The following is an 18,739-nucleotide window of genomic DNA, read 5'->3' on the forward strand; positions in this document are numbered from 1 at the left end:
TTGGCCAAGATTCAGATTGTCGTTTGGGTGTGGCAAATAGCGGACGGGGGCAAGTTGCCGTCTTATCGCCCGAGCCCAGCCAAGTCTGCGGCATCAATCGATTTGGCACGTAAATTGTATTGTTCTTCCCGAGTTTCAATCCCGTTAACTTTTAAGGAAGTTTTTATGAATATGCAATTACAAAAATCACAACAAGGTTTTACCTTGATCGAATTAATGATCGTGGTCGCGATCATTGGTATATTGGCTGCAATCGCCATTCCGGCATATCAAGACTACACGGTTAAATCCAAAGTCTCCGAAGGTCCAAGTTTGGCGTCTCCGGCGTTGACGGCTGGAGGTGTAGCCTGTAGCGAACAGACTTTGGCCAGTGGGCTTACAAACGGCGACATGGGATTAAGTACTGCAACAGCAATTACCGGTAAATACGTTAGCGCCGTTACCTTCAGCGGTACAAGTGCTACAGGTGCTACGGTAACAATCCAGTACAAAAAGATTGGTAGTTCGGTTGACTCTAATGCCACTGTAGTTTACCGGGGTATTTGCACTCCGGGAACAGGCATGGCTTGGTACACCACTACAACGCCGACCTCGACCACTTTCAATGGTACGGTTTCAGCTAAGTATCAGCCTAAGTCTTAATCGATTTAATTCGATTTAATTTGTAAAGGGGGCATTGCCCCCTTTTTTATTTTTCAAAGGTTTTGCAAGTTATAATCGCTGAATTTAAATGAAAGCTTCATTTCAGAGTGATCGGGAAAATATTATTTTATGCATTATGTTGTCATTTGCTTTAATGGCGGCGGTTTTTGTGGTTTATCTGCCGGGTAAGGATGGCCCCTTTTTGGCAGATGACTTCCCCAATATTCTAGACAACAGTGGCATACAATTACATAGCCTTAGTCTTAATGAGTTGAGTGCTGCTTGGAGCGCAAATAATAGCAGTGGGCCACTGAAGAGGCCTGTGGCTAGCTTGAGTTTTGCACTCAACTATTATTTCTCCGATCAGAAGTTTAATCCGATTCCCTTCAGGCTAACTAATATTGCAATTCATGCAGTGAACGGTATTTTGCTGTTCTTTTGCGTTCTGTTTTTGATTCGCGCATACGATAAATCTGCTCCTGCCAAAATAATAGCGTTCTGGAGTGCGTTAATCTGGTCGTTGCATCCCTTACAATTAACTTCAGTGTTATACGTTGTGCAACGTATGAATAGTTTGGCTTGTCTTTTCATGCTGGTGGGATTTCTTGTGTTTTTGAAAGGCAGGATGAGTCTGAACAAGCCGACTGGTTATATCCTTATGTGGGGAGGGGCAATAGGCGGAACTATTTTGGGAGGGTTATGTAAGGAGAATGCACTCTTGTTGCCGCTTCTTATTTTTATTAGTGAAGTAACTTTGTTGCCCTCCATTGATTGTAGGAAAACGCGATTACGACTGTTAATCTATTATTCTATTATTGCCATTATCCCTGTTCTGATATTAATTGGATACTATACATTTTTTCCAAAATATCTTTTGCAAGGTTATACGGTTCGGAATTTCAATTTGATAGAGCGACTGCTGACCGAAGCTAGGGTCTTGTTTTATTACCTTAGGTTGCTGTTTTATCCTGATAATACCGAATTAAGTTTGGCGCATGATGATTTTTTGATTAGTAGAGGTTTGTTTTTGCCAAAAACCACTTTTTTTGCAGTGGTTTGTGTGTTTTTTTTAATTGGTGTTGCGATAAATAGTAATGTGAGAAAAAAATATGCATTTGCTAGTTTTTCGATTTTGTGGTTTCTTGTTGGGCATTTAATGGAATCCACTGTTTTTCCGCTTGAGCTAGTGTACGAACATCGTAATTATCTTCCTAGTATTGGCGTTATCATTGGTTTTGTTTTTCTGTCTTATAAAACGCTTGAAGCTCGAGCCAGTAAACTGATGGTGAACAGTTTTTATATTTCTATTGCTATTAGCGTGGCTTTCGTAACATATGCACGGGCCGCTGTGTGGTCAAACACAAATAGCTTTACTTATTTTGAGGTTAGAAATCATCCCGAGTCGATGCGTGCTAATAGTGCATATGCAAAGAATCTTGAACTAAGAGTTGGCGCTAACCCCGAAAGTTATAGCCACTTAATAAAAGCATCTCAACTCGATATGTTTGAGGTGTCTACATTAATTGATATGTTTATCGAGCTTAATAGCTTTATCCATTCTCTGGATATCCCTCAAGTAAATGAAAATGTTGTTTTGCCCAGTCGTTACGATGATCCGTTAGTACTCGAGAAAAACTATATCGAGTCTTTAATGCAATTGGTTAACGATGAAATAATGAGACGGCTGGCCGATAAGACTTTTTCTCTGCGGACCATGACTTCAATCCGTTCGGCAGCGAATTGCGTAATAGATCAACACCATATGTGCCAGGGAATCGGTCCCAGTGTGTTGCAATGGATTGCCGGGGCAATTAACCAACCCGGATTTTCTCATGTGCCGATGATGTATCTGATTCAAGCCAAGATTAATTTCTTCTTAGGGAACCAGGAACAGGCCTGGGATGGCTTGAATCAGGCTATTTCACTGTATCCAACTTGGATGTATCTGCGTGCTGAGAAAGCACATTTGTATGTTGTTCTGAACGATTTCGAAAAGGCGGAGCAAACTTTGCAGGAGGCTGAAGCCTTGGGTGTGGCTACTGGGCATGATCTGAAGGAATTTCAGAAACTTAGAGATGTCATGTCAAGCCTGAAGGCGGGGAATGGGGTTGGCAACTGATGATGGGTCAAGCAGTGTACAATAATGGCTGTACTTGGCTCGATGCATCATTATTGTTAGATGCGATTTCAGTGGAGTCAAAGCCAACATAAAGATCTGGGATCATGCGGATACTCAATATCAACTTCAAAAATATCAACTCCCTAGAAGGCGAAGGCCGGATCGATTTCGACCAAGGGCCGATTGCCGACAGCGGCGTGTTTGCGATCACCGGGCCGAACGGTTCCGGCAAAACCAGTATTCTCGATGTGATCACGCTTGGCTTGTACGGCGAGACTTTTCGCTTGGATAAGCCGGCTGAGCATGTGATGACCAAGCAGACTAACGATAGTCTTGCGCAAGTCGAATTCACGCTCGGTGCCGAAAAATTCCGCTCCAGTTGGCGCGTTGAACGTGCTGGCGATTCCGTGTTGCAGCCCAACATGGCCCTAGCCCGATTAGATGGTGAACAGCAGGAGATCTTGGCAGACACGCCGAATTCGGTCAGGAATCGTATTGCAGAATTAACCGGCATGGATTTTCATAAGTTCAGTAAATCCATGGTACTGCCGCAAGGCGATTTCGCTGCGTTTTTGAACGCCCTGGATAGCGAGCGCATGGACATTCTGGAAAAAATCAGCGGCACGGATATTTACCAGGAGTATCGGCAACAGGTGGAAGCCAATTACCAATCGGCTCGTGCCGGCTTGGCCCAGTTGCAACAGGATATCGAATCGATTCCGGTGTTGAGCCCGGAGGCTGTAGAAGCTGCCGAACACGATTTGGACGATTTCAAACAGCAGGCGGAGGAATTTAAAGCACAGCACAATGTGGTCGAAAAACAATTGCGCGACGTGAAAAATGTCCGGGTTTTGCAAAATCGGCAAATTCAACTGACGAGCCAGCTTCGCCAAATCGACGATCAGATTCAACAATTACAGATGGCCTTGGAGGAGATTGCCGGTTTGGAGAATGCGGAGCAATTCCGGGAAGAATTGAATTCGTTGGATGCGAAGCAAATCCAGCTCGAACAGAGTCAAGCCAATCTCGCTGCTTACCGACAGGAACTTGAAATGTTACGCCGGCAATTGGGGGAGGAAGCGGCCAGCGTCGTCCTTTCGGAGCTGGACGGCAAATCTGTGGCGTCGCAAAAACAGGCAATCGATGCGCTGAAATTGAAAATCAGCGACCTGAAGTTAATGCTGCCCAGCGAATCCGAGCTGGCGCAGGCGTTGGAGTCGCAACTGGCCGAAAAGAAAGCTGCGTTGGCGGAAGTCGAAACCTGGTTGCAACAGCAGAGTCGCGATGCGTTATTGCTGAGCGATTTTCCGGACATTCCGCGTTTGCGTAACCTTCGTGCGGAGTTGGCCGAGTTGTCCGGCAAGCAGAAGAACCAAGCCAGTTGGAGCAAGACTACGACGACGGCCATGCAAAAGAACAAGTCGGCGTTAAGTGCTACCAAAGGCGAGATCGCGGAATTAGAAGTCAAGGTCGACGGCGCGAATAAAGCTATGGCCGATCTCGCGCAGGGCAAAAGTTTCGATGAGCTGAAAGAATTGGCGGTTGAGCAACAGGGGAGGGTTAACGATTTTCGCGAGCTGTTGTCGATAGCCGAAGTCAACGCCAAATTCAGCAAGAAAGGTTTTTTTAATTGGTTTTCAGGAAGCGGCAAACAAGTGGATTTGCCCGAAACCGATCAGTTAAAAGCGCGTCTGGATGAACTGCGCGAAGAATTAAGCCGGGAAGACAATATCGGGAAAGCATTGGAGCAAGCGGTAGCCAACGAAGCTTTGCTGAAAAGATTTGCCGGCGAGCGCAGCAAACTGGTGGAGGGTCAGCCGTGCTATTTGTGTGGCTCGCTGCATCACCCCTATCTGACCAAACCGCCGGCGCAGACCAATGCCAAAAAAGCCTTGGTTGACCAGCGCGGTAAGATGCAGACCTTAAAAGCCGCGATCGAAACACTGTCTTCTCAACTGGTAGCGGCGGAAAGGAAGGGAGCGCAAGTTTCCGCTCGAGAACAGCGATTGCAGCAAATGCGTTCCGATTGGCAGTTGCTGGTCAATCGGCTTAACGTATTCAGCCCGGAGCTGACGATCGAGAATCTTTCATTGCAAAAACGTTTGCTGGCCAACGAGACTGAAGAATCGGAGAAAATAAAGAATCTGGTCAGCCAACATGCGCAATTACAGCGTAATGTGGCGAAGTGGTCGGCGGAAATCGACACAAAAAAAGTGGCGTTGGAAAAGTTGGCCGCGTCCGTCCTGCAACTGGAAGAAGCATGGAATAATCGGCCCTCCGAATTTGTGGAAGTGGAACAGCGTTTTGCTGGTTTGAAAGCCGAGGAGAAAGCGCTAACCGAAAAATTGGAAAAGCAGCTTGAACAGTTGGGTGAAAAGTTTCCTGCTAAAGGTAAGGAAAACCTACTATTCGATAAACTCAACACCCGGCGGCAGGATTATCAAATTCGTGAGCTGAGACAAAGCGGTTTGTCGGAGGAAATAACAGCACTACAGGAAAAGTTGCGGGCGGCGCAGGCGAAAATCATCGACTACCAAACTAAGCTTGCCGACTACGCCACGGGGTTGCAGAACGAAGAATCTGTGGGTCTGCATTTGGCGATCATTGAAAAGCAAAAGTTGATCGTCGATTGCGAAAAGGTGCTGTCGGCGCAGCAAATCGAGTTCGAGGCGATGTATCGCTTGGTGGTCGGCAAGCTGGCTGGAAGCGACTTTGCCGATATCGACGATTTGCGAGCTGCTTTGACGCTAATCGACAACCGCCAGCAAATCGAGGCTGCACTAGAGCATCAGGCCGGCCTCAGAGTATCGGCTGCGGAATCGTTAGCCAAACTAAGCGACGAGTTGCAACGGGAAGCCGGCGTGTTGGCGGCGATGGCTGATACCGACGAAGAAAGTCTGGTGGCCTCGTTGCAGAGTTTGGTGCGGCAAATCGAAATCGCCGAACAAGAAATCCAAAGCCTGGAAAACAAATTGGATAAGCAGCAAGCCTATAGGGAGAAACTCCAGGCATTGCAAGTTCGCTTGAGCGAGCAGTTGGCGCTGTACAGTCAGGCAGAAGCCGATATGAAATTGATCGCCGACGAGCCGGGCGGCTTGCGCAGGCGTATTCAGCAATTGTTGGTCGACAAGTTGATGTCCAAGGCGAATCAAATTCTGGAGAAGCTCAGCGGGCGTTATTACGTCAGAAGTGCAGTAAACGACCACGGTTTAGCGTTGGAAATCGAGGATACCAAGCACAGAAACCTGCGTCGCTTGCCGAAAACGTTATCGGGTGGCGAAAGTTTCGTCGTCAGTTTGGCGTTGGCTTTGGCCTTGGCGGAAATCGCCAATAACGGTAAGGCTATCGATTCGTTATTTTTGGACGAAGGCTTTGGCAATCTGGATGCCGAGGCGCTGTATCTGGCAATGAGCGCGTTGGAAGGGTTGTCGACTCAAGGCAAAACAGTTGGTGTGATTTCCCATGTCGATGCCGTGAAAAAACGCATCAAAACGCAAATCGAGTTGGTGAAAAAAGCCAACGGCTTGAGCGAATTGAAGCTGGTGGCTTAAAGCCGGCGGCGCCTGCGTATTGCTCGAAGCCGCCGGAAACAGATCGGCTTATTGGTTGGGACGAAACGCTTTGCCGTAAGTGGTTTCGGCATCGAAATTGTCCCAGACATACAGCGGGTAAACGATCGGCTGGGTGGGGATCGGTGCCGATACCAGATCCAAAACGCCAACACCGATCCGGCCGCCCATGTTGAGCAAGCCTTTCAAAGTCCCGCCGATAAAACCGTATATTACGTTGCTCTGATTATTGACGATGATAATGTTTTTCGGGATTTCTAGCGATGAGGTGGCGATATTGGCCAAGCCGGTACTCAATTTCCGGCCGAAGGTTTGGCCGTAACTTTCCTGATCGTCGGCTTGTGCCGGGTGGCTAAAGCAAGCGCTGGCTGTTAACAGCAACACTGCTACGTTACGGGTAGCTTGTTTCATGGTATGTCCTGTAAAAATCCCATTTCGCGTCGCGGCAGGCTTGGCGCATGCTAGGCCCGCCGCGGTTCAGCCAAAATTATAGCAGAGCTTAATCGGATTACTTTTTCAAGGCCTTCGCAAACGCAGAGCTCATGGAGTTCTGTAATACGGGCTGCGGTTTCGGCTTCTGGTTGCTTTTGACGGACTTTTCGCTACGCACGAAGTCGCTGCTGTCTATGTCTTTTTTCATGCTCAAGGAGATGCGCTGGCGGGCGACGTCTACCTCCAGTACCCGCACCTTTACCGTGTCGCCGGCCTTGACGACACTGCGCGGATCTTTGACAAACTCGTCAGCTAAATGCGAGATGTGTACCAGTCCGTCCTGATGGACGCCAATGTCGACAAAGGCGCCGAAGTTGGCGACATTGGTGACTACGCCTTCCAGGCTCATGCCCGGTAGCAGGTCGGTGATTTTCTCCACGCCTTCCTTGAATTGAGCGCTCTTGAATTCCGGTCGCGGATCACGTCCAGGTTTCTCCAGTTCCTGCAGAATATCGCTGACGGTCGGCAAGCCGAATTCGGCATTAGTGTAGTTCGCCGGATTCAGGCTGCGTAGGAATTGACTTTGGCCGATCAAGTCACGGATCGATTTGCCGGTGTCGTCCAAAATAGCGTTGACGACCGGATAAGCTTCGGGATGCACCGCAGAGGCATCCAGCGGATTGTCGCCGTTCATGATGCGTAAAAATCCTGCCGCTTGCTCGAACGCCTTGTCGCCCAGGCGCGGCACCTTTTTCAATTGGGTGCGATTGCTGAATGGGCCGTTGGTGTCGCGAAATGCGACAATATTCTCGCTGATGGTGGTGTTCAGGCCGGAAACTTGTTTCAACAAGGCGGCAGATGCGGTGTTGACGTCGACGCCGACCGCGTTTACGCAGTCTTCGACTACGGTGTCCAGCATGCGCGCCAATTGCGACTGGTTGACATCGTGTTGGTACTGACCGACTCCGATGGATTTGGGATCGATTTTAACCAACTCCGCCAATGGGTCTTGTAATCGGCGCGCAATCGATACGGCGCCGCGTAGCGAGACGTCGAGATTGGGAAATTCCTTGGCCGCCAACTCCGAAGCTGAATACACCGAGGCACCGGCTTCGGATACGACGATTTTCTGGAAATGCAATTCCGGGTGGCGTTTCATTAAATCGGCTACCAGCTGATCGGTTTCTCGGGAGGCCGTGCCGTTGCCGATGCTGACCAGTTGCACGTTGTGTTGCGCCATGAGCTTGGCTAATGTCGCAATTGATTGATCCCACAGGTTTTTGGGTTGGTGCGGGTAAATAGTGTCGGTCGCCAGCAATTTACCGGTTGGGTCAACAACAGCCACTTTTACGCCGGTACGAATCCCAGGATCTAGCCCCATGGTTGTTTTCGGACCTGCGGGTGCCGCCAACAATAAATCGCGTAGATTGCTGGCAAACACTTTAATGGCCTCCTGCTCTGCGGACTCTCTCAATCGCATCTTCAAGTCCATGTCGATGCGGGTGAACAATTTGATTTTCCAGGCGAAACGGGCAGTTTCTGCCAACCAGGCGTCGGCGGGTTTCTGGACGTCACTGACTTGAAGATGGCGGCAGACAAACTGGGTACAAAGCTGGTGCTCGTCTTGGTCGTGCTCTGCCGGTTTTAGCGTCAGTGTGAGTAGGTCTTCGTTCCGGCCGCGAAATAGTGCCAGAGCCCTATGGGACGGAATTTTATTAATCGCTTCGCCGTACTCGAAATAGTCCTTGAATTTGGCGGCTTCGGTTTCTTTGCCCGACACAACAGTTGCGTGCAGGATGCCTTTATTCCAGATGCGTTCGCGCAACTCGGCCAGCAATTCGGCATCTTCGGAAATTCGTTCCATTATGATTTGCCTTGCTCCATCCAAAGCGGCCGTAACATCAGACACTCCTTTTTCAGGATCGAGGTAAGCGGCGGCGGCGTGTTCCGGAATTAATTCGCGATCTTGCAGCAAGGCGTCCGCTAGCGGTTCAAGTCCCGCCTCCCGGGCGATTTGCGCTTTGGTACGGCGTTTGGGTTTGTAAGGCAGGTACAAGTCTTCCAGCAGCGTTTTGGTGTCGGCATCCCGGATTGCTCGCTCTAATTCAGGAGTCAGTTTGCCTTGGGAACGGATGCTGTCGAGAATCGAGTCGCGGCGGTCGTTGAGCTCCCGCAGGTAAACTAAGCGTTCTTCCAGATTTCGTAGTTGGGTATCGTCCAAGCCACCAGTAACTTCTTTGCGGTAACGGGCGATGAACGGGACGGTGGCGCCTTCGTCCAGTAATGCAGCGGCGGCGGCGACTTGTTGCGGTTTTACGGAGAGTTCTGCGGCGATAACTTGGATGACATCCATCAGTGTTTTACTCGATTAGGTAAAACTGGCGATTTTATCGTAGCGGTAGCGGATGAAAAAGCTGTGGAGGGAAAATGGCGGGCATAAAAAAGCGCCAGCTACAAGGCAGCTGGCGCTTGAAGTCTAAAGCAAATTAATTATTTTGCTTGGCTCAGTACGTCGTTGTTGAAATCTTTATGCTTAGCCAAAACTTGAGCTTCAGCAGCAGCACTGGTTTCGCCGCTGTATTTCAAGTGTTTGGTTTCGTCTTGTTTCAACATTACGACGCCGGCAATAGCAATTGCAGTAACAACAGCAACTACGGTAAAGGTATTGTCTTTTTCTTGTTCAGCCATTTTCTAATCCTCATCTTGTTGTTGTAATAATTAGCCCTAAACAGGGGCAACTCGAGTTGTATGTCGAATTTAGTATTATTGTTAGTCGACGGCGCATTTTTTACACTTAAATTTGTTTTGTGTCAAAACAATATTTTTCGGCGGCGAAATTTTTGTGTGGTATCAGTGGATTGAGTGCATTCTCTGCCGGCTTCGACTAGTTCGGCCGAGCGTGGCGAATCGCTTCGCTGGTTGGGAGCAGGGTGTTGAAGTCAAGTTTTCAATCGGCAGGCGACGAATCAGTGCGGCTGAATCGTTATTGCTAACCGGAAACGCATGTTAGCATTAGCCGCTTACCGAATGGCATTGAGTCTTTAAAATCGATGCTAGAACCTTACGAGCACAACATTACGGGACGGGCTATGGTCAAACATTTACATTTGCTTTTTGTAGCATTGGTTGCAGTAAGCTTTATTGCCAGAGTGGTCGCGGCGCAAGTCAAGCCGGATTTGCTGCTGCGCCCGCTATTGAAGATAGCACCGCACATACTGGCGAGCCTGTTGTTGCTTAGCGGCATTGTTTTGGTGTTTCAAGGCAGTTGGTTGGCCGGTAGTTTTGGTTGGATTGTCGCCAAGCTGCTTGCGCTGCCGGTTTTCATCGGGCTGGGCATGGTTGCGATTCGGCGTGGCGGGCAGCAACGTTGGTTGGCATTTTCCGGTGCAGTGCTGGTTTTCTTTTACATCGCCGGGGTGGCGGTGCATAAGCAGGCGTTTTTCTTTTTATGAAGCTATTTAATATCAATGCCTTAAGAAGTGTTTGTGGTGTATAAAAATAAGTCTTGACAGGCGCAAAATACTGAGGACTAACGAAAAAAGCTTGTCATGTCTCACCTGTTGGGTTAGTCTCTGAACCTCCTGTCAATACTTAACGAAAGGAGGGTAGGATGCGAAAAGCGAAAGGGATAGCTTTTTTAACGCTATCAGCTAGCCTAGCGTCTGTTAGCTCTGTTAGTTATGCGAAAACAGAGAAGCATGGTTTGCTTTCCATTGAACAAAGCGGCATTGCGTCGTATTACAGCGACAGAATGCATGGTCAGCGGACAGCGAACGGTGAGGTTTACGATAAAAATGCGCTTACGGCGGCTCACCCGTCGTTGCCTTTCGGCTCGTTGGTGCGAGTTGTCAACTTGTCCAATAACCGCAGTGTCGATCTACGCATTAATAGCCGGGCAAGCCACAGCAACAGGCGACTGTTGGATGTGTCCAAGCAGGCTGCAAAACAGCTTGGCTTCGTACAGGCCGGTTTGGCTAAAGTGAAGTTGGAAGTGTTGCGTTTCGGCGACGCTTAGCTGTTGCAATACCCAGCTTACCCGTGCGGCGGTGCTGCCGGATAAGCTGGTTATCTTGTCGGTTACCGGCTACCCCTGCGTATTGCGGATGGCTTTATAACCGATATCGTCCCGGTAATATACGTCCTGCCAATCAATTGTGTGAGTCAAGGCATAGGCTTTATGTTGGGCTTCCGCTATATCGGTGCCTAAAGCACATGCGCAGAGAACTCGTCCTCCCGCCGTGACGATTTGCCGGCCTTCCATCTTCGTGCCCGCGTGAAAAACTTTGGCGTCATCGGCGTGTTCAGTTGGCAAGCCGTTGATCGGCCGGCCTTTGGCGTAAGCGTCGGGATATCCGCCCGCCGCCAGTACGACCCCTAAAGCCGCTCGTTGGTCCCACTCGGTATCGATTCTGTCCAGCGTTTTCTGCAATGCCGCTTGGCACAACTCGACCAGATCGCTTTTCAAACGCATCATGATCGGTTGTGTTTCCGGATCGCCAAACCTGCAGTTGTATTCCAATACTTTGATTGTGCCGTTTTTGCCGATCATCAGACCCGCGTAGAGGAAGCCGGTATATTCGTTGCCGTCTTCGCGCATGCCGCGTAGCGTGGGCATGATGACTTCGTTCATTACCCGTTGGTGGATTTCCGGAGTCACTACCGGGGCGGGAGAATAGGCGCCCATGCCGCCGGTATTTGGGCCTTGGTCGCCATTGTCGCGGGCTTTGTGGTCTTGCGATGTCGCCATTGCCAGCGCGTGTTCGCCGTCCGCGATGACGATAAAGCTGGCTTCCTCGCCCGCTAAAAACTCTTCGATCACCACCCGATGGCCGGCTTCGCCGAAACTGTTGCCTGAAAGCATGTCTTGCACCGCTTCGATGGCTTGATCTTCGGTCTGGGCAACGATGACACCTTTTCCGGCAGCCAAGCCGTCGGCCTTAACCACGATTGGCGCCCCTTGGCTACGAATGTAGGCAATGGCTTGATCGGTGTCGGTAAAGGTCTGGTAGGCGGCGGTAGGGATGCCGTGGCGGGCCATAAAATCTTTGCAAAACGATTTCGAACCTTCCAGTTGCGCCGCTTTTGCGCTGGGGCCGAAACAGGCTAGGCCCGCGGCTTGGAATTGGTCGACGATGCCCAGCACCAGCGGTACTTCCGGGCCGACGATGGTCAAATCGATGGCCCGAGCTTGGGCAAAATTCAGCAAGCCATTAATGTCGTCGGCTTGAATGTCGACGTTGTCTATGCCGGGCTCCAGCGCGGTGCCCGCATTGCCGGGGGCTACGAACACATGGGTGGCTTTGGGAGATTGTTTGGCTTTCCAGGCCAGGGCGTGTTCGCGCCCGCCGCTACCGACGATCAGGATTTTCATGAGACTTACCGAAAATGTGTTGGGAAAACAGGGCCGGTATCGCCGGCCTATCTTGGTATGAATCGGAGAGGCTGCAGTGCATCAATGCCGAAAATGGCGCATGCCGGTCAATACCATCGCAATATTATGCTCGTCCGCAGCGGCGATTACTTCGGCGTCGCGCATGGAACCGCCCGGATGTATCACCGCGGTAATGCCGGCCGCCGCCGCAGCGTCAATACCGTCGCGGAACGGGAAAAAAGCGTCTGAGGCCATGACCGAGCCTGTCACTTCCAGTCCTTCGTCAGCCGCTTTGATGCCGGCAATCTTTGCCGAATAGACCCGACTCATTTGGCCCGCACCGATGCCGATGGTCCGGCCGTGTTTGCCGTAAACGATGGCGTTGGACTTGACGAATTTGGCAACCTTCCAGACAAATAACAAGTCGGCCAATTCTTGTTCGGTCGGTTCGCGTTTGCTGACGATTCTCAGGTCCGCCGCGGCGATATTGCCGGTGTCCTTGTCCTGCACCAACAAGCCGCCGCCCACCCGTTTGAAATCCAACTGCGTGCCTGCCGAGTCGTGCCAATAACCGCAGTTCAATACCCGGACGTTCGGTTTTTTGGCCAGAGCGGCTATTGCATCGGCACAGATTGCCGGAGCTATGATGACTTCGACAAACTGACGGCCGACGATTTCGGCGGCGGTGGTTGGGTCCAGTTCGCGATTGAAGGCGATGATGCCGCCGAATGCCGAGGTAGGGTCGGTTGCGTAGGCCGAATTGTAAGCATCGCCAATATCGGCTCCGACCGCCACGCCGCAGGGATTGGCGTGTTTGACAATCACGCAGGCCGGCTCGGAAAACGCTTTAACGCATTCCAGTGCGGCATCGGCATCGGCGATGTTGTTGTAAGACAGTTCCTTGCCTTGCAATTGTTTAGCCGCGGCGATGCTGCCGGCAGGCGGCGTCTTATCTCGGTAAAACGCCGCGGTTTGATGCGGGTTTTCGCCGTAGCGCATGGTTTGCAAGCGGTGAAACTGCAGGTTTAGCGTTTCCGGAAAACCGCTGTCCAGTATTTTTCCTAAATAAGCCGAAATCGCGGTGTCGTAGCGGGCAGTGTGTTCGAAGCTTTTCAATGCCAGTCGAAAGCGGCGTTCGTGGCTTAGAGTCGCGTTACCGGTTTGCAGTTCTTCGAGAACGGCTGCGTAGTCGGCCGGATCCACCACGATTGCGACATCTGCATGGTTTTTGGCTGCGGCGCGGATCATGGTCGGGCCACCGATGTCGATGTTTTCGATCGCGGTCTCCAAATCGCAATTCGGATTGGCGATGGTTTGTTCGAAGGGATAAAGATTGACGACGACCATGTCGATCGGTTGAATAGCGTTTTCCGCCATCACCGCGTCATCGATTCCGCGGCGGCCCAAAATGCCGCCATGTACTTTAGGGTGCAGAGTTTTGACGCGGCCGTCCATCATTTCCGGAAAACCGGTGTAGTCCGAGACTTCGGTGACGGCGATATTGTGCTCGGCCAGTAATTTCGCGGTACCGCCAGTGGAGAGCAATTCGATTCCCAGGCCGTTCAGGCCGCGGCAAAATTCTAAAATGCCGGTTTTATCGGAGACGCTGACCAACGCGCGGGTCACTTTTTTGTTCATGCAAACCTCAAAAAAGGTAAAAGAAGACGTTAACTGATGCCGTAATGTTCGAGCTTTTTGCGCAATGTGCTGCGGCTTAAACCCAGAATAATTGAGGCTTTACTTTGGTTGAAATCGCAATGTTTCAAAGTGGTTTCAAGTAGCGGCTTTTCGACTTCGGCCAAAACCAAATGGTAAAGACCGGTAGAATCATGGCCGTTTAGATGCTCGAAATATTCCTCGACGCAATCGCGGACATGGTCAGAAAGGGTGAGGTCGCTAGCGGCATCTTTGGGAGAGGGCGGTGTTACCATCTAGGTGGCTCTTGGCGAAAATAGGTTAAAAGATGCGTCGACCAGATCAAGTTGTAGCCTGGTATCTTGAGCCTGATTGATCGCCAGTTTTTGCGCGGCCGGCAATGCACCTAAACGATCGAAATACCAACCGATGTGTTTACGGGCGATTCTAACACCAGTGTCTTTGCCGTAGAAACTGTATAAATTCTCCAGATGCCTGGCGATGACGGTTTTGATTTCGGTCAAACTCAGCGGTGTCTGTGGCGTACCTTGCAGGTTTGCCGTGATTTCTCTGAAAATCCAGGGGCGTCCCTGCGCGGCGCGGCCGATCATCACTGCGTCGGCACCGGTGTAGTCCAGGACCTGTTTAGCTTTATCGGCGCTGTCGATATCGCCATTGGCGATGATGGGAATCTTGGCTATTTGTTTTACACTTTTGATGGTTTCGTATTCGGCATGGCCTTCGAATTTACAAGCCCTGCTGCGGCCGTGTATCGTGAGTGCCTGGATTCCGCTTTGCTCGGCTATTCTGGCAATCTTCACGGCATTGCGATTCTGTGGGTTCCAGCCGGTACGGATTTTTAAGGTCACCGGTATGTCGACCGCAGCGACAACGGCTTCCAGAATCCGCGCTACCAGCGGTTCGTCTCTTAATAGCGCCGACCCTGCGGCAGTCGAGCAGACTTTTTTGGCCGGGCAGCCCATGTTGATATCAATGATTTGCGCGCCGCGCTGCTGGTTAAGCTTGGCGGCTGCCGCCATTTGCGCAGGGTCGGCACCCAAAATTTGCACCGAGCGGAGCCCGGTGTCTGCGGAGAGGTCGGCTTTCTTAAGCGTTCGCGGATGGTTCTGCAGGGTAGTATTGGAAATTAGCATTTCCGAGACAACCAGCCCGGCACCAAATTCGCTGCACAACTGCCGGAACGGCCTGTCGGTGATGCCCGCCATCGGGGCTAAAATGACGTTGTTGGGAAGTATGTATGGGCCGATCTTCATGAATCGCCGGGCTAGCCGAAAGGGCCGCAAATGATACCTTAAAACACGGCGTTGGCGAAATCTCTGCGGGGATCGGCGATTTCGCCGAGCGAAGCGTTTCGGGTGCGAAACGTGGCGGATGGAATGCGAGCCCCTGCGCCGGGTCTTGGTGTGTCCGGCTCTTGAGTCCAGTCAGGGAGCAAGCGGTTTTATATGGAGAAAGCGAGTGGTTATGGAAAATACGGATAAGCATGTGGTTTGGCACCATGCCGGGATTAAGCGGGCGCACAGGGAGGTCCTGAATGGGCATAGGTCGGCGATTTTGTGGTTCACCGGCTTATCGGGCTCCGGTAAATCGACCTTAGCTCACGCGGTTGAGGAGCGTTTGCACCAGCTTGGTTGCCGTACGTTCGTTTTGGACGGTGATAATGTCAGGCAGGGTCTATGCACGGATTTGGGGTTCAGCGACCATGATCGCCGCGAGAATATCCGGCGCATCTCTGAGGTCGCCAAATTGATGTTGGAGGCTGGAGTAATCACGTTGACGGCGTTTATTTCCCCGTTTCAGATGGAACGTTTGCAAGCCAGGCAATTAGTGGCAGAAAACGATTTCATCGAAATTTATTGCAATTGCGAATTGGCTGTTTGCGAGCGGCGCGATACTAAGGGACTTTACCGAAAAGCCAGACTGGGTGAAATCAAATGGTTTACCGGAATTTCATCACCTTATGAGGTACCGCAACATCCAGATTTAGTAGTAGAAACCGGGCGGGACAGCTTGGCAGACTGTGTGGACACAGTGATGCAGTTCTTGGTCCTACGCGGCGTGATCGAACTGCCACGGGTAAGGGAACGGGCGGATGAATATTGACGTATTCAACGGAGATGCCGATGGCATTTGCAGTCTGCTGCAATTGCGGCTGGCATATCCGCGAGAATCTAAGCTCGTGACCGGGGTTAAGCGTGATATCGGGCTGCTTAGCCGGGTGGTGGCTGAATCCGGCGACGAGGTGGTCGTGCTCGACGTGTCGCTGGATCGCAATCGAGATGCGCTGATGCGGTTGTTGGTTAACGGTGTCGAAGTTTTTTACATGGACCACCACTTTTCCGGGGAGATACCCAGCCACCCTGGTCTGAAGGCCGCAATCGATACCGGTGCGAACGTTTGTACCAGTCTATTGATGGACCGGTTTTTGGGCTCGCGTTATACCGCCTGGGCAATAACAGGGGCTTTCGGCGACAATTTGGAGCCCGTAGCCAGTGAGGCGGCCAAAACGTTGAATATCTCGGCTCGAGAATTGCATGATTTAAAGCAATTAGGAATATGTATCAATTACAACGCATACGGTAACGATATTTGCGATCTGCATATAGCGCCCGATTTGTTGTACAAGGAATTAATAGGCTATCGTTCTCCATTGGAGTTTATCGGCGATAAACCGCAGTTGTACGAACAGTTGCTGGATGGTTATGCCCAGGACATGTTGTCGGCCGCCCAAATCGAAGCGTGCTTTGAAACCGATAGCATTGCGGTATTCATGTTGCCTGATGAGAAATGGGCACGGCGTGTCGGTGGCGTTTGGGCGAACGAATTGGCGAATCGCCGTCCGGACAGGGCGCATGCCATTTTGAGCCGGAATCGGAATGGAGGATTTCAGGTAAGCCTGCGTGCCCCTTTGAATAATAAAACGGGAGCGGACGAGTTGTGTAGGCAATTCCACGGCGGAGGGCGTAAAGCCGCTGCAGGAATAGACAATCTTTGTGAAGAGAATATCGGCGATTTTATTTTGGCGCTCCAGGCTAAATACCCATAATTTATGCCGATGGAATCTTGAAAAATCTTTATCATCTTATGGGGAAGGTAAAGATAAAGATATTCTTAAAATAAGGTTCTATATTGTCATTGTAGGTGTTGTAGTTGGAATGGTGGCTGAAGTTTTCACGCTTTGTGGTATTCTTTTTATTTATTGCCTCCGTGCGGAGAATAATGTTTTATTTTTTATATTCTATTTTTTCTTCTTGCCTGGCATCGCGGCAGTGCGTGTCTGGCAAGCGTGATCGTGCGTTTTTCAATGCCTGTAGCAATAAGGGCTACTGTTTAGTGCTTATAGGAGTTTTGATCTCGTTTGGTTTAGAGGCGGATACCCAAATCGTTAAACCGATATCGGTCAAAGAAAACACAGAAGTAAATAAGACGGCAGACAGTTTTAAGAATAGTGCAGCCGGCACCATAAACAATCATGAATGGCATAAAGATAGAATTGTTAAAGCGGGAGAGCCCGAACCCGCTCCCGATGCGACGCTCAGACGAGTCGCTTTGCCACAAGAAAGTTATATATCGATTGAGTCGGTGTTTGCCGGCAGAATGGCTAGGCCTTCTGCTTACCAATTCGGATTGGCTAGAGAAAAACTTATTGCTACTCCACCTTATTCCGAACCCAGTGTGGAAGTTTTTTATGAAGACGTACTCGATTCGGTTCGCGATACGATAGGGGCTGCTACATATAGCAAGCTTTTGTGGACTTATTACGATATCAAAGAAATTGATAACTTAATTTATGCAAAGATGGCGCAATACGACTTTAGCCACAGTATTTTCTCGGACGGATACAGGGGTATTGACGGGTTGAATCATCAATTCGGTGCGAGCATTATGGTGAGCAATGCGTCAGGCGCGCCGAACAGAAATTCAATGTTTCAGGATGATCTGGATAAACCGTCGCCTGGCAGCAGTGGTAAAGCCGTATTAAACATCCCAGAGCAGAATTTCGGGAACCTCGAGCATGAATTTGTTGGTAATAGTTATTTCGGTCTAATCCTAAGGATTATGACGGTAAAGAATATTATATATGCTATGTTGGCTATTTTTATGAGTGGCTTAATCTGGCGTGTCTTCAGGTTTTTTATCAAGCAAGATTTGAGCTAAATATCACCGCTTAATTCAACTCAATTTTAACGTTGACTTCAAGCCCAACCGGCGCCTGTAAAGGCGATTCAGGGTCGATAAAAACTTGAATAACGTCGATATCCTTGCGTTCGGTAGCTGTTTTGGCGAAAACGGTCTTTTTGCCCATGATTTGTTTAACTAAAGAAACGCGAGCGGGAATTTCTTTTTCACCCAATCCTCGGCCAAACAAAGTTGCTTTTTGGCCGGCACGAAGCAATAACGCATAGTTCTCGTCCACTTCCGCGCGCACGCGCAATTTGCTCAGATCGCCCAGTAATAATACCGGCTCCGGGCTGCTGGTCGAAAATGTCGACTCGCCGACGCGCAATATATTTTCCAGCACGGTGCCATCGATCGGGGCAATGAGAAATGTTTCAGCGAGACTTTGCTGAGCCGCTTTTAACCGCGCTTCGGCAACCGTCACTTGCGCCAGGGCGGCTTGTTTGTCGACGTCGCGGACGTAGTTTGTCAGATAGCGGGTTTCCGATAATAGGCGAAGACTGTCAGCTTGCTTAAGCCTAGCACTGGTTTCCGCCAGATCGCGCTCGTCTTCCGAAGCGAATTTGCTATTCTGTAGCCGGTCGATCCGTTCGAGTTTGCGGCGCGCATACTCGGCATCCAAGGCCGATACCTTTTGCGCGTTTTTTTTGGCTTCGATTTCGTAGGGATTAATGCCTGCCATCACTTTTTCCAAATCGGCTTTCGCGGCGGCTAATTGGGCTTCCGCTACGGTCACCGCGAGTTGCTCTTCGGCGTTTTTTTGAGCGGCGA

Annotated in this window: 16 protein-coding genes; 8 read left to right on the forward strand and 8 right to left on the reverse strand. The window is 50.3% G+C overall.

Features of this window, described 5'->3' with window-relative positions; all coding sequences use genetic code 11:
* Positions 1-165: 165 nt before the first annotated feature.
* The 3 genes from NP603_RS21865 to NP603_RS04340 all read left to right on the forward strand — a co-directional run bounded on the left by NP603_RS21865 (position 166) and on the right by NP603_RS04340 (position 6,312).
* On the forward strand, positions 166-642 hold the full coding sequence (locus NP603_RS21865; protein ID WP_305891316.1) for a pilin: 477 nt from the start codon (positions 166-168) through the stop codon (positions 640-642).
* A gap of 88 nt (positions 643-730) precedes the next feature.
* Positions 731-2,761, forward strand: a complete 2,031-nt coding sequence (locus tag NP603_RS04335) for a tetratricopeptide repeat protein (RefSeq protein WP_256609702.1) — start codon at positions 731-733, stop codon at positions 2,759-2,761.
* A gap of 104 nt (positions 2,762-2,865) precedes the next feature.
* A complete protein-coding gene (locus NP603_RS04340) occupies positions 2,866-6,312 on the forward strand; it encodes an AAA family ATPase (protein WP_256609703.1) in 3,447 nt (1,148 codons plus the stop codon).
* A 48-nt stretch (positions 6,313-6,360) separates the two neighbouring features.
* On the opposite strand, the gene NP603_RS04345 is transcribed toward NP603_RS04340, so the two are convergent.
* The 3 genes from NP603_RS04345 to NP603_RS04355 all read right to left on the reverse strand — a co-directional run bounded on the left by NP603_RS04345 (position 6,361) and on the right by NP603_RS04355 (position 9,450).
* Positions 6,361-6,741 (reverse strand): exosortase system-associated protein, TIGR04073 family, encoded by a 381-nt coding sequence (locus NP603_RS04345; RefSeq protein WP_256609704.1) that lies wholly within the window; start codon positions 6,739-6,741, stop codon positions 6,361-6,363.
* Between the two features lie 97 nt (positions 6,742-6,838).
* On the reverse strand, positions 6,839-9,115 hold the full coding sequence (locus NP603_RS04350) for a Tex family protein (RefSeq protein WP_256609705.1): 2,277 nt from the start codon (positions 9,113-9,115) through the stop codon (positions 6,839-6,841).
* 137 nt (positions 9,116-9,252) lie between these two features.
* On the reverse strand, positions 9,253-9,450 hold the full coding sequence (locus NP603_RS04355; RefSeq protein ID WP_054760411.1) for a hypothetical protein: 198 nt from the start codon (positions 9,448-9,450) through the stop codon (positions 9,253-9,255).
* Between the two features lie 401 nt (positions 9,451-9,851).
* On the opposite strand from NP603_RS04355, the gene NP603_RS04360 reads away from it, so the two are divergent.
* Together NP603_RS04360 and NP603_RS04365 are read left to right on the forward strand one after the other, a co-directional pair.
* Positions 9,852-10,214 carry a SirB2 family protein gene (locus tag NP603_RS04360; RefSeq protein WP_256609706.1) on the forward strand — a complete coding sequence of 121 codons (363 nt, stop codon included), beginning with the start codon at positions 9,852-9,854 and terminating at the stop codon, positions 10,212-10,214.
* Between the two features lie 158 nt (positions 10,215-10,372).
* Positions 10,373-10,777 (forward strand): septal ring lytic transglycosylase RlpA family protein, encoded by a 405-nt coding sequence (locus NP603_RS04365; protein WP_256609707.1) that lies wholly within the window; start codon positions 10,373-10,375, stop codon positions 10,775-10,777.
* A gap of 69 nt (positions 10,778-10,846) precedes the next feature.
* On the opposite strand, the gene purD is transcribed toward NP603_RS04365, so the two are convergent.
* The 4 genes from purD to dusB all read right to left on the reverse strand — a co-directional run bounded on the left by purD (position 10,847) and on the right by dusB (position 15,042).
* Positions 10,847-12,133: a phosphoribosylamine--glycine ligase gene (gene purD / locus NP603_RS04370; RefSeq protein WP_256609708.1), complete on the reverse strand. Its 1,287-nt coding sequence runs from the start codon at positions 12,131-12,133 to the stop codon at positions 10,847-10,849.
* A gap of 81 nt (positions 12,134-12,214) precedes the next feature.
* Positions 12,215-13,771 (reverse strand): bifunctional phosphoribosylaminoimidazolecarboxamide formyltransferase/IMP cyclohydrolase, encoded by a 1,557-nt coding sequence (purH, locus tag NP603_RS04375; RefSeq protein ID WP_256609709.1) that lies wholly within the window; start codon positions 13,769-13,771, stop codon positions 12,215-12,217.
* Between the two features lie 29 nt (positions 13,772-13,800).
* Entirely contained in the window at positions 13,801-14,064 is a 264-nt protein-coding gene (locus tag NP603_RS04380) for a helix-turn-helix domain-containing protein (protein WP_256609710.1), read from the reverse strand.
* Positions 14,065-15,042 carry a tRNA dihydrouridine synthase DusB gene (gene dusB / locus NP603_RS04385; RefSeq protein WP_256609711.1) on the reverse strand — a complete coding sequence of 326 codons (978 nt, stop codon included), beginning with the start codon at positions 15,040-15,042 and terminating at the stop codon, positions 14,065-14,067.
* A 211-nt stretch (positions 15,043-15,253) separates the two neighbouring features.
* Between dusB and cysC the strand changes: the two genes are divergently transcribed.
* The 3 genes from cysC (at position 15,254) to NP603_RS04400 (ending at position 17,947) form a co-directional block, all read left to right on the forward strand.
* Positions 15,254-15,892 (forward strand): adenylyl-sulfate kinase, encoded by a 639-nt coding sequence (gene cysC, locus NP603_RS04390; protein WP_256609712.1) that lies wholly within the window; start codon positions 15,254-15,256, stop codon positions 15,890-15,892.
* Complete coding sequence (locus NP603_RS04395) at positions 15,882-16,835, forward strand: DHH family phosphoesterase (RefSeq protein WP_256609713.1); 954 nt, start codon at positions 15,882-15,884, stop codon at positions 16,833-16,835. The genes cysC and NP603_RS04395 overlap by 11 nt, the downstream gene beginning before the upstream one ends.
* 104 nt (positions 16,836-16,939) lie before the next feature.
* Positions 16,940-17,947 carry a hypothetical protein gene (locus NP603_RS04400; RefSeq protein ID WP_256609714.1) on the forward strand — a complete coding sequence of 336 codons (1,008 nt, stop codon included), beginning with the start codon at positions 16,940-16,942 and terminating at the stop codon, positions 17,945-17,947.
* Between the two features lie 10 nt (positions 17,948-17,957).
* Here the strand turns inward: NP603_RS04400 and NP603_RS04405 are convergent, their stop codons facing one another.
* Entirely contained in the window at positions 17,958-18,650 is a 693-nt protein-coding gene (locus tag NP603_RS04405; protein WP_504137668.1) for an HlyD family secretion protein, read from the reverse strand.
* Positions 18,651-18,739: the final 89 nt, after the last annotated feature.

The sequence above is a fragment of the Methylomonas aurea genome, assembly GCF_024505045.1.
Taxonomy (GTDB): domain Bacteria; phylum Pseudomonadota; class Gammaproteobacteria; order Methylococcales; family Methylomonadaceae; genus Methylomonas; species Methylomonas aurea.

Coding starts and splice junctions, on each gene's coding strand:
- NP603_RS21865 (WP_305891316.1), top strand. CDS start 166: ATGAATATGCAATTACAAAAATCACAACAAGGTTTTACCTTGATCGAA.
- NP603_RS04335 (WP_256609702.1), top strand. CDS start 731: ATGAAAGCTTCATTTCAGAGTGATCGGGAAAATATTATTTTATGCATT.
- NP603_RS04340 (WP_256609703.1), top strand. CDS start 2,866: ATGCGGATACTCAATATCAACTTCAAAAATATCAACTCCCTAGAAGGC.
- NP603_RS04345 (WP_256609704.1), bottom strand. CDS start 6,741: ATGAAACAAGCTACCCGTAACGTAGCAGTGTTGCTGTTAACAGCCAGC.
- NP603_RS04350 (WP_256609705.1), bottom strand. CDS start 9,115: ATGGATGTCATCCAAGTTATCGCCGCAGAACTCTCCGTAAAACCGCAA.
- NP603_RS04355 (WP_054760411.1), bottom strand. CDS start 9,450: ATGGCTGAACAAGAAAAAGACAATACCTTTACCGTAGTTGCTGTTGTT.
- NP603_RS04360 (WP_256609706.1), top strand. CDS start 9,852: ATGGTCAAACATTTACATTTGCTTTTTGTAGCATTGGTTGCAGTAAGC.
- NP603_RS04365 (WP_256609707.1), top strand. CDS start 10,373: ATGCGAAAAGCGAAAGGGATAGCTTTTTTAACGCTATCAGCTAGCCTA.
- purD (WP_256609708.1), bottom strand. CDS start 12,133: ATGAAAATCCTGATCGTCGGTAGCGGCGGGCGCGAACACGCCCTGGCC.
- purH (WP_256609709.1), bottom strand. CDS start 13,771: ATGAACAAAAAAGTGACCCGCGCGTTGGTCAGCGTCTCCGATAAAACC.
- NP603_RS04380 (WP_256609710.1), bottom strand. CDS start 14,064: ATGGTAACACCGCCCTCTCCCAAAGATGCCGCTAGCGACCTCACCCTT.
- dusB (WP_256609711.1), bottom strand. CDS start 15,042: ATGAAGATCGGCCCATACATACTTCCCAACAACGTCATTTTAGCCCCG.
- cysC (WP_256609712.1), top strand. CDS start 15,254: ATGGAAAATACGGATAAGCATGTGGTTTGGCACCATGCCGGGATTAAG.
- NP603_RS04395 (WP_256609713.1), top strand. CDS start 15,882: ATGAATATTGACGTATTCAACGGAGATGCCGATGGCATTTGCAGTCTG.
- NP603_RS04405 (WP_504137668.1), bottom strand. CDS start 18,650: ATGGCAGGCATTAATCCCTACGAAATCGAAGCCAAAAAAAACGCGCAA.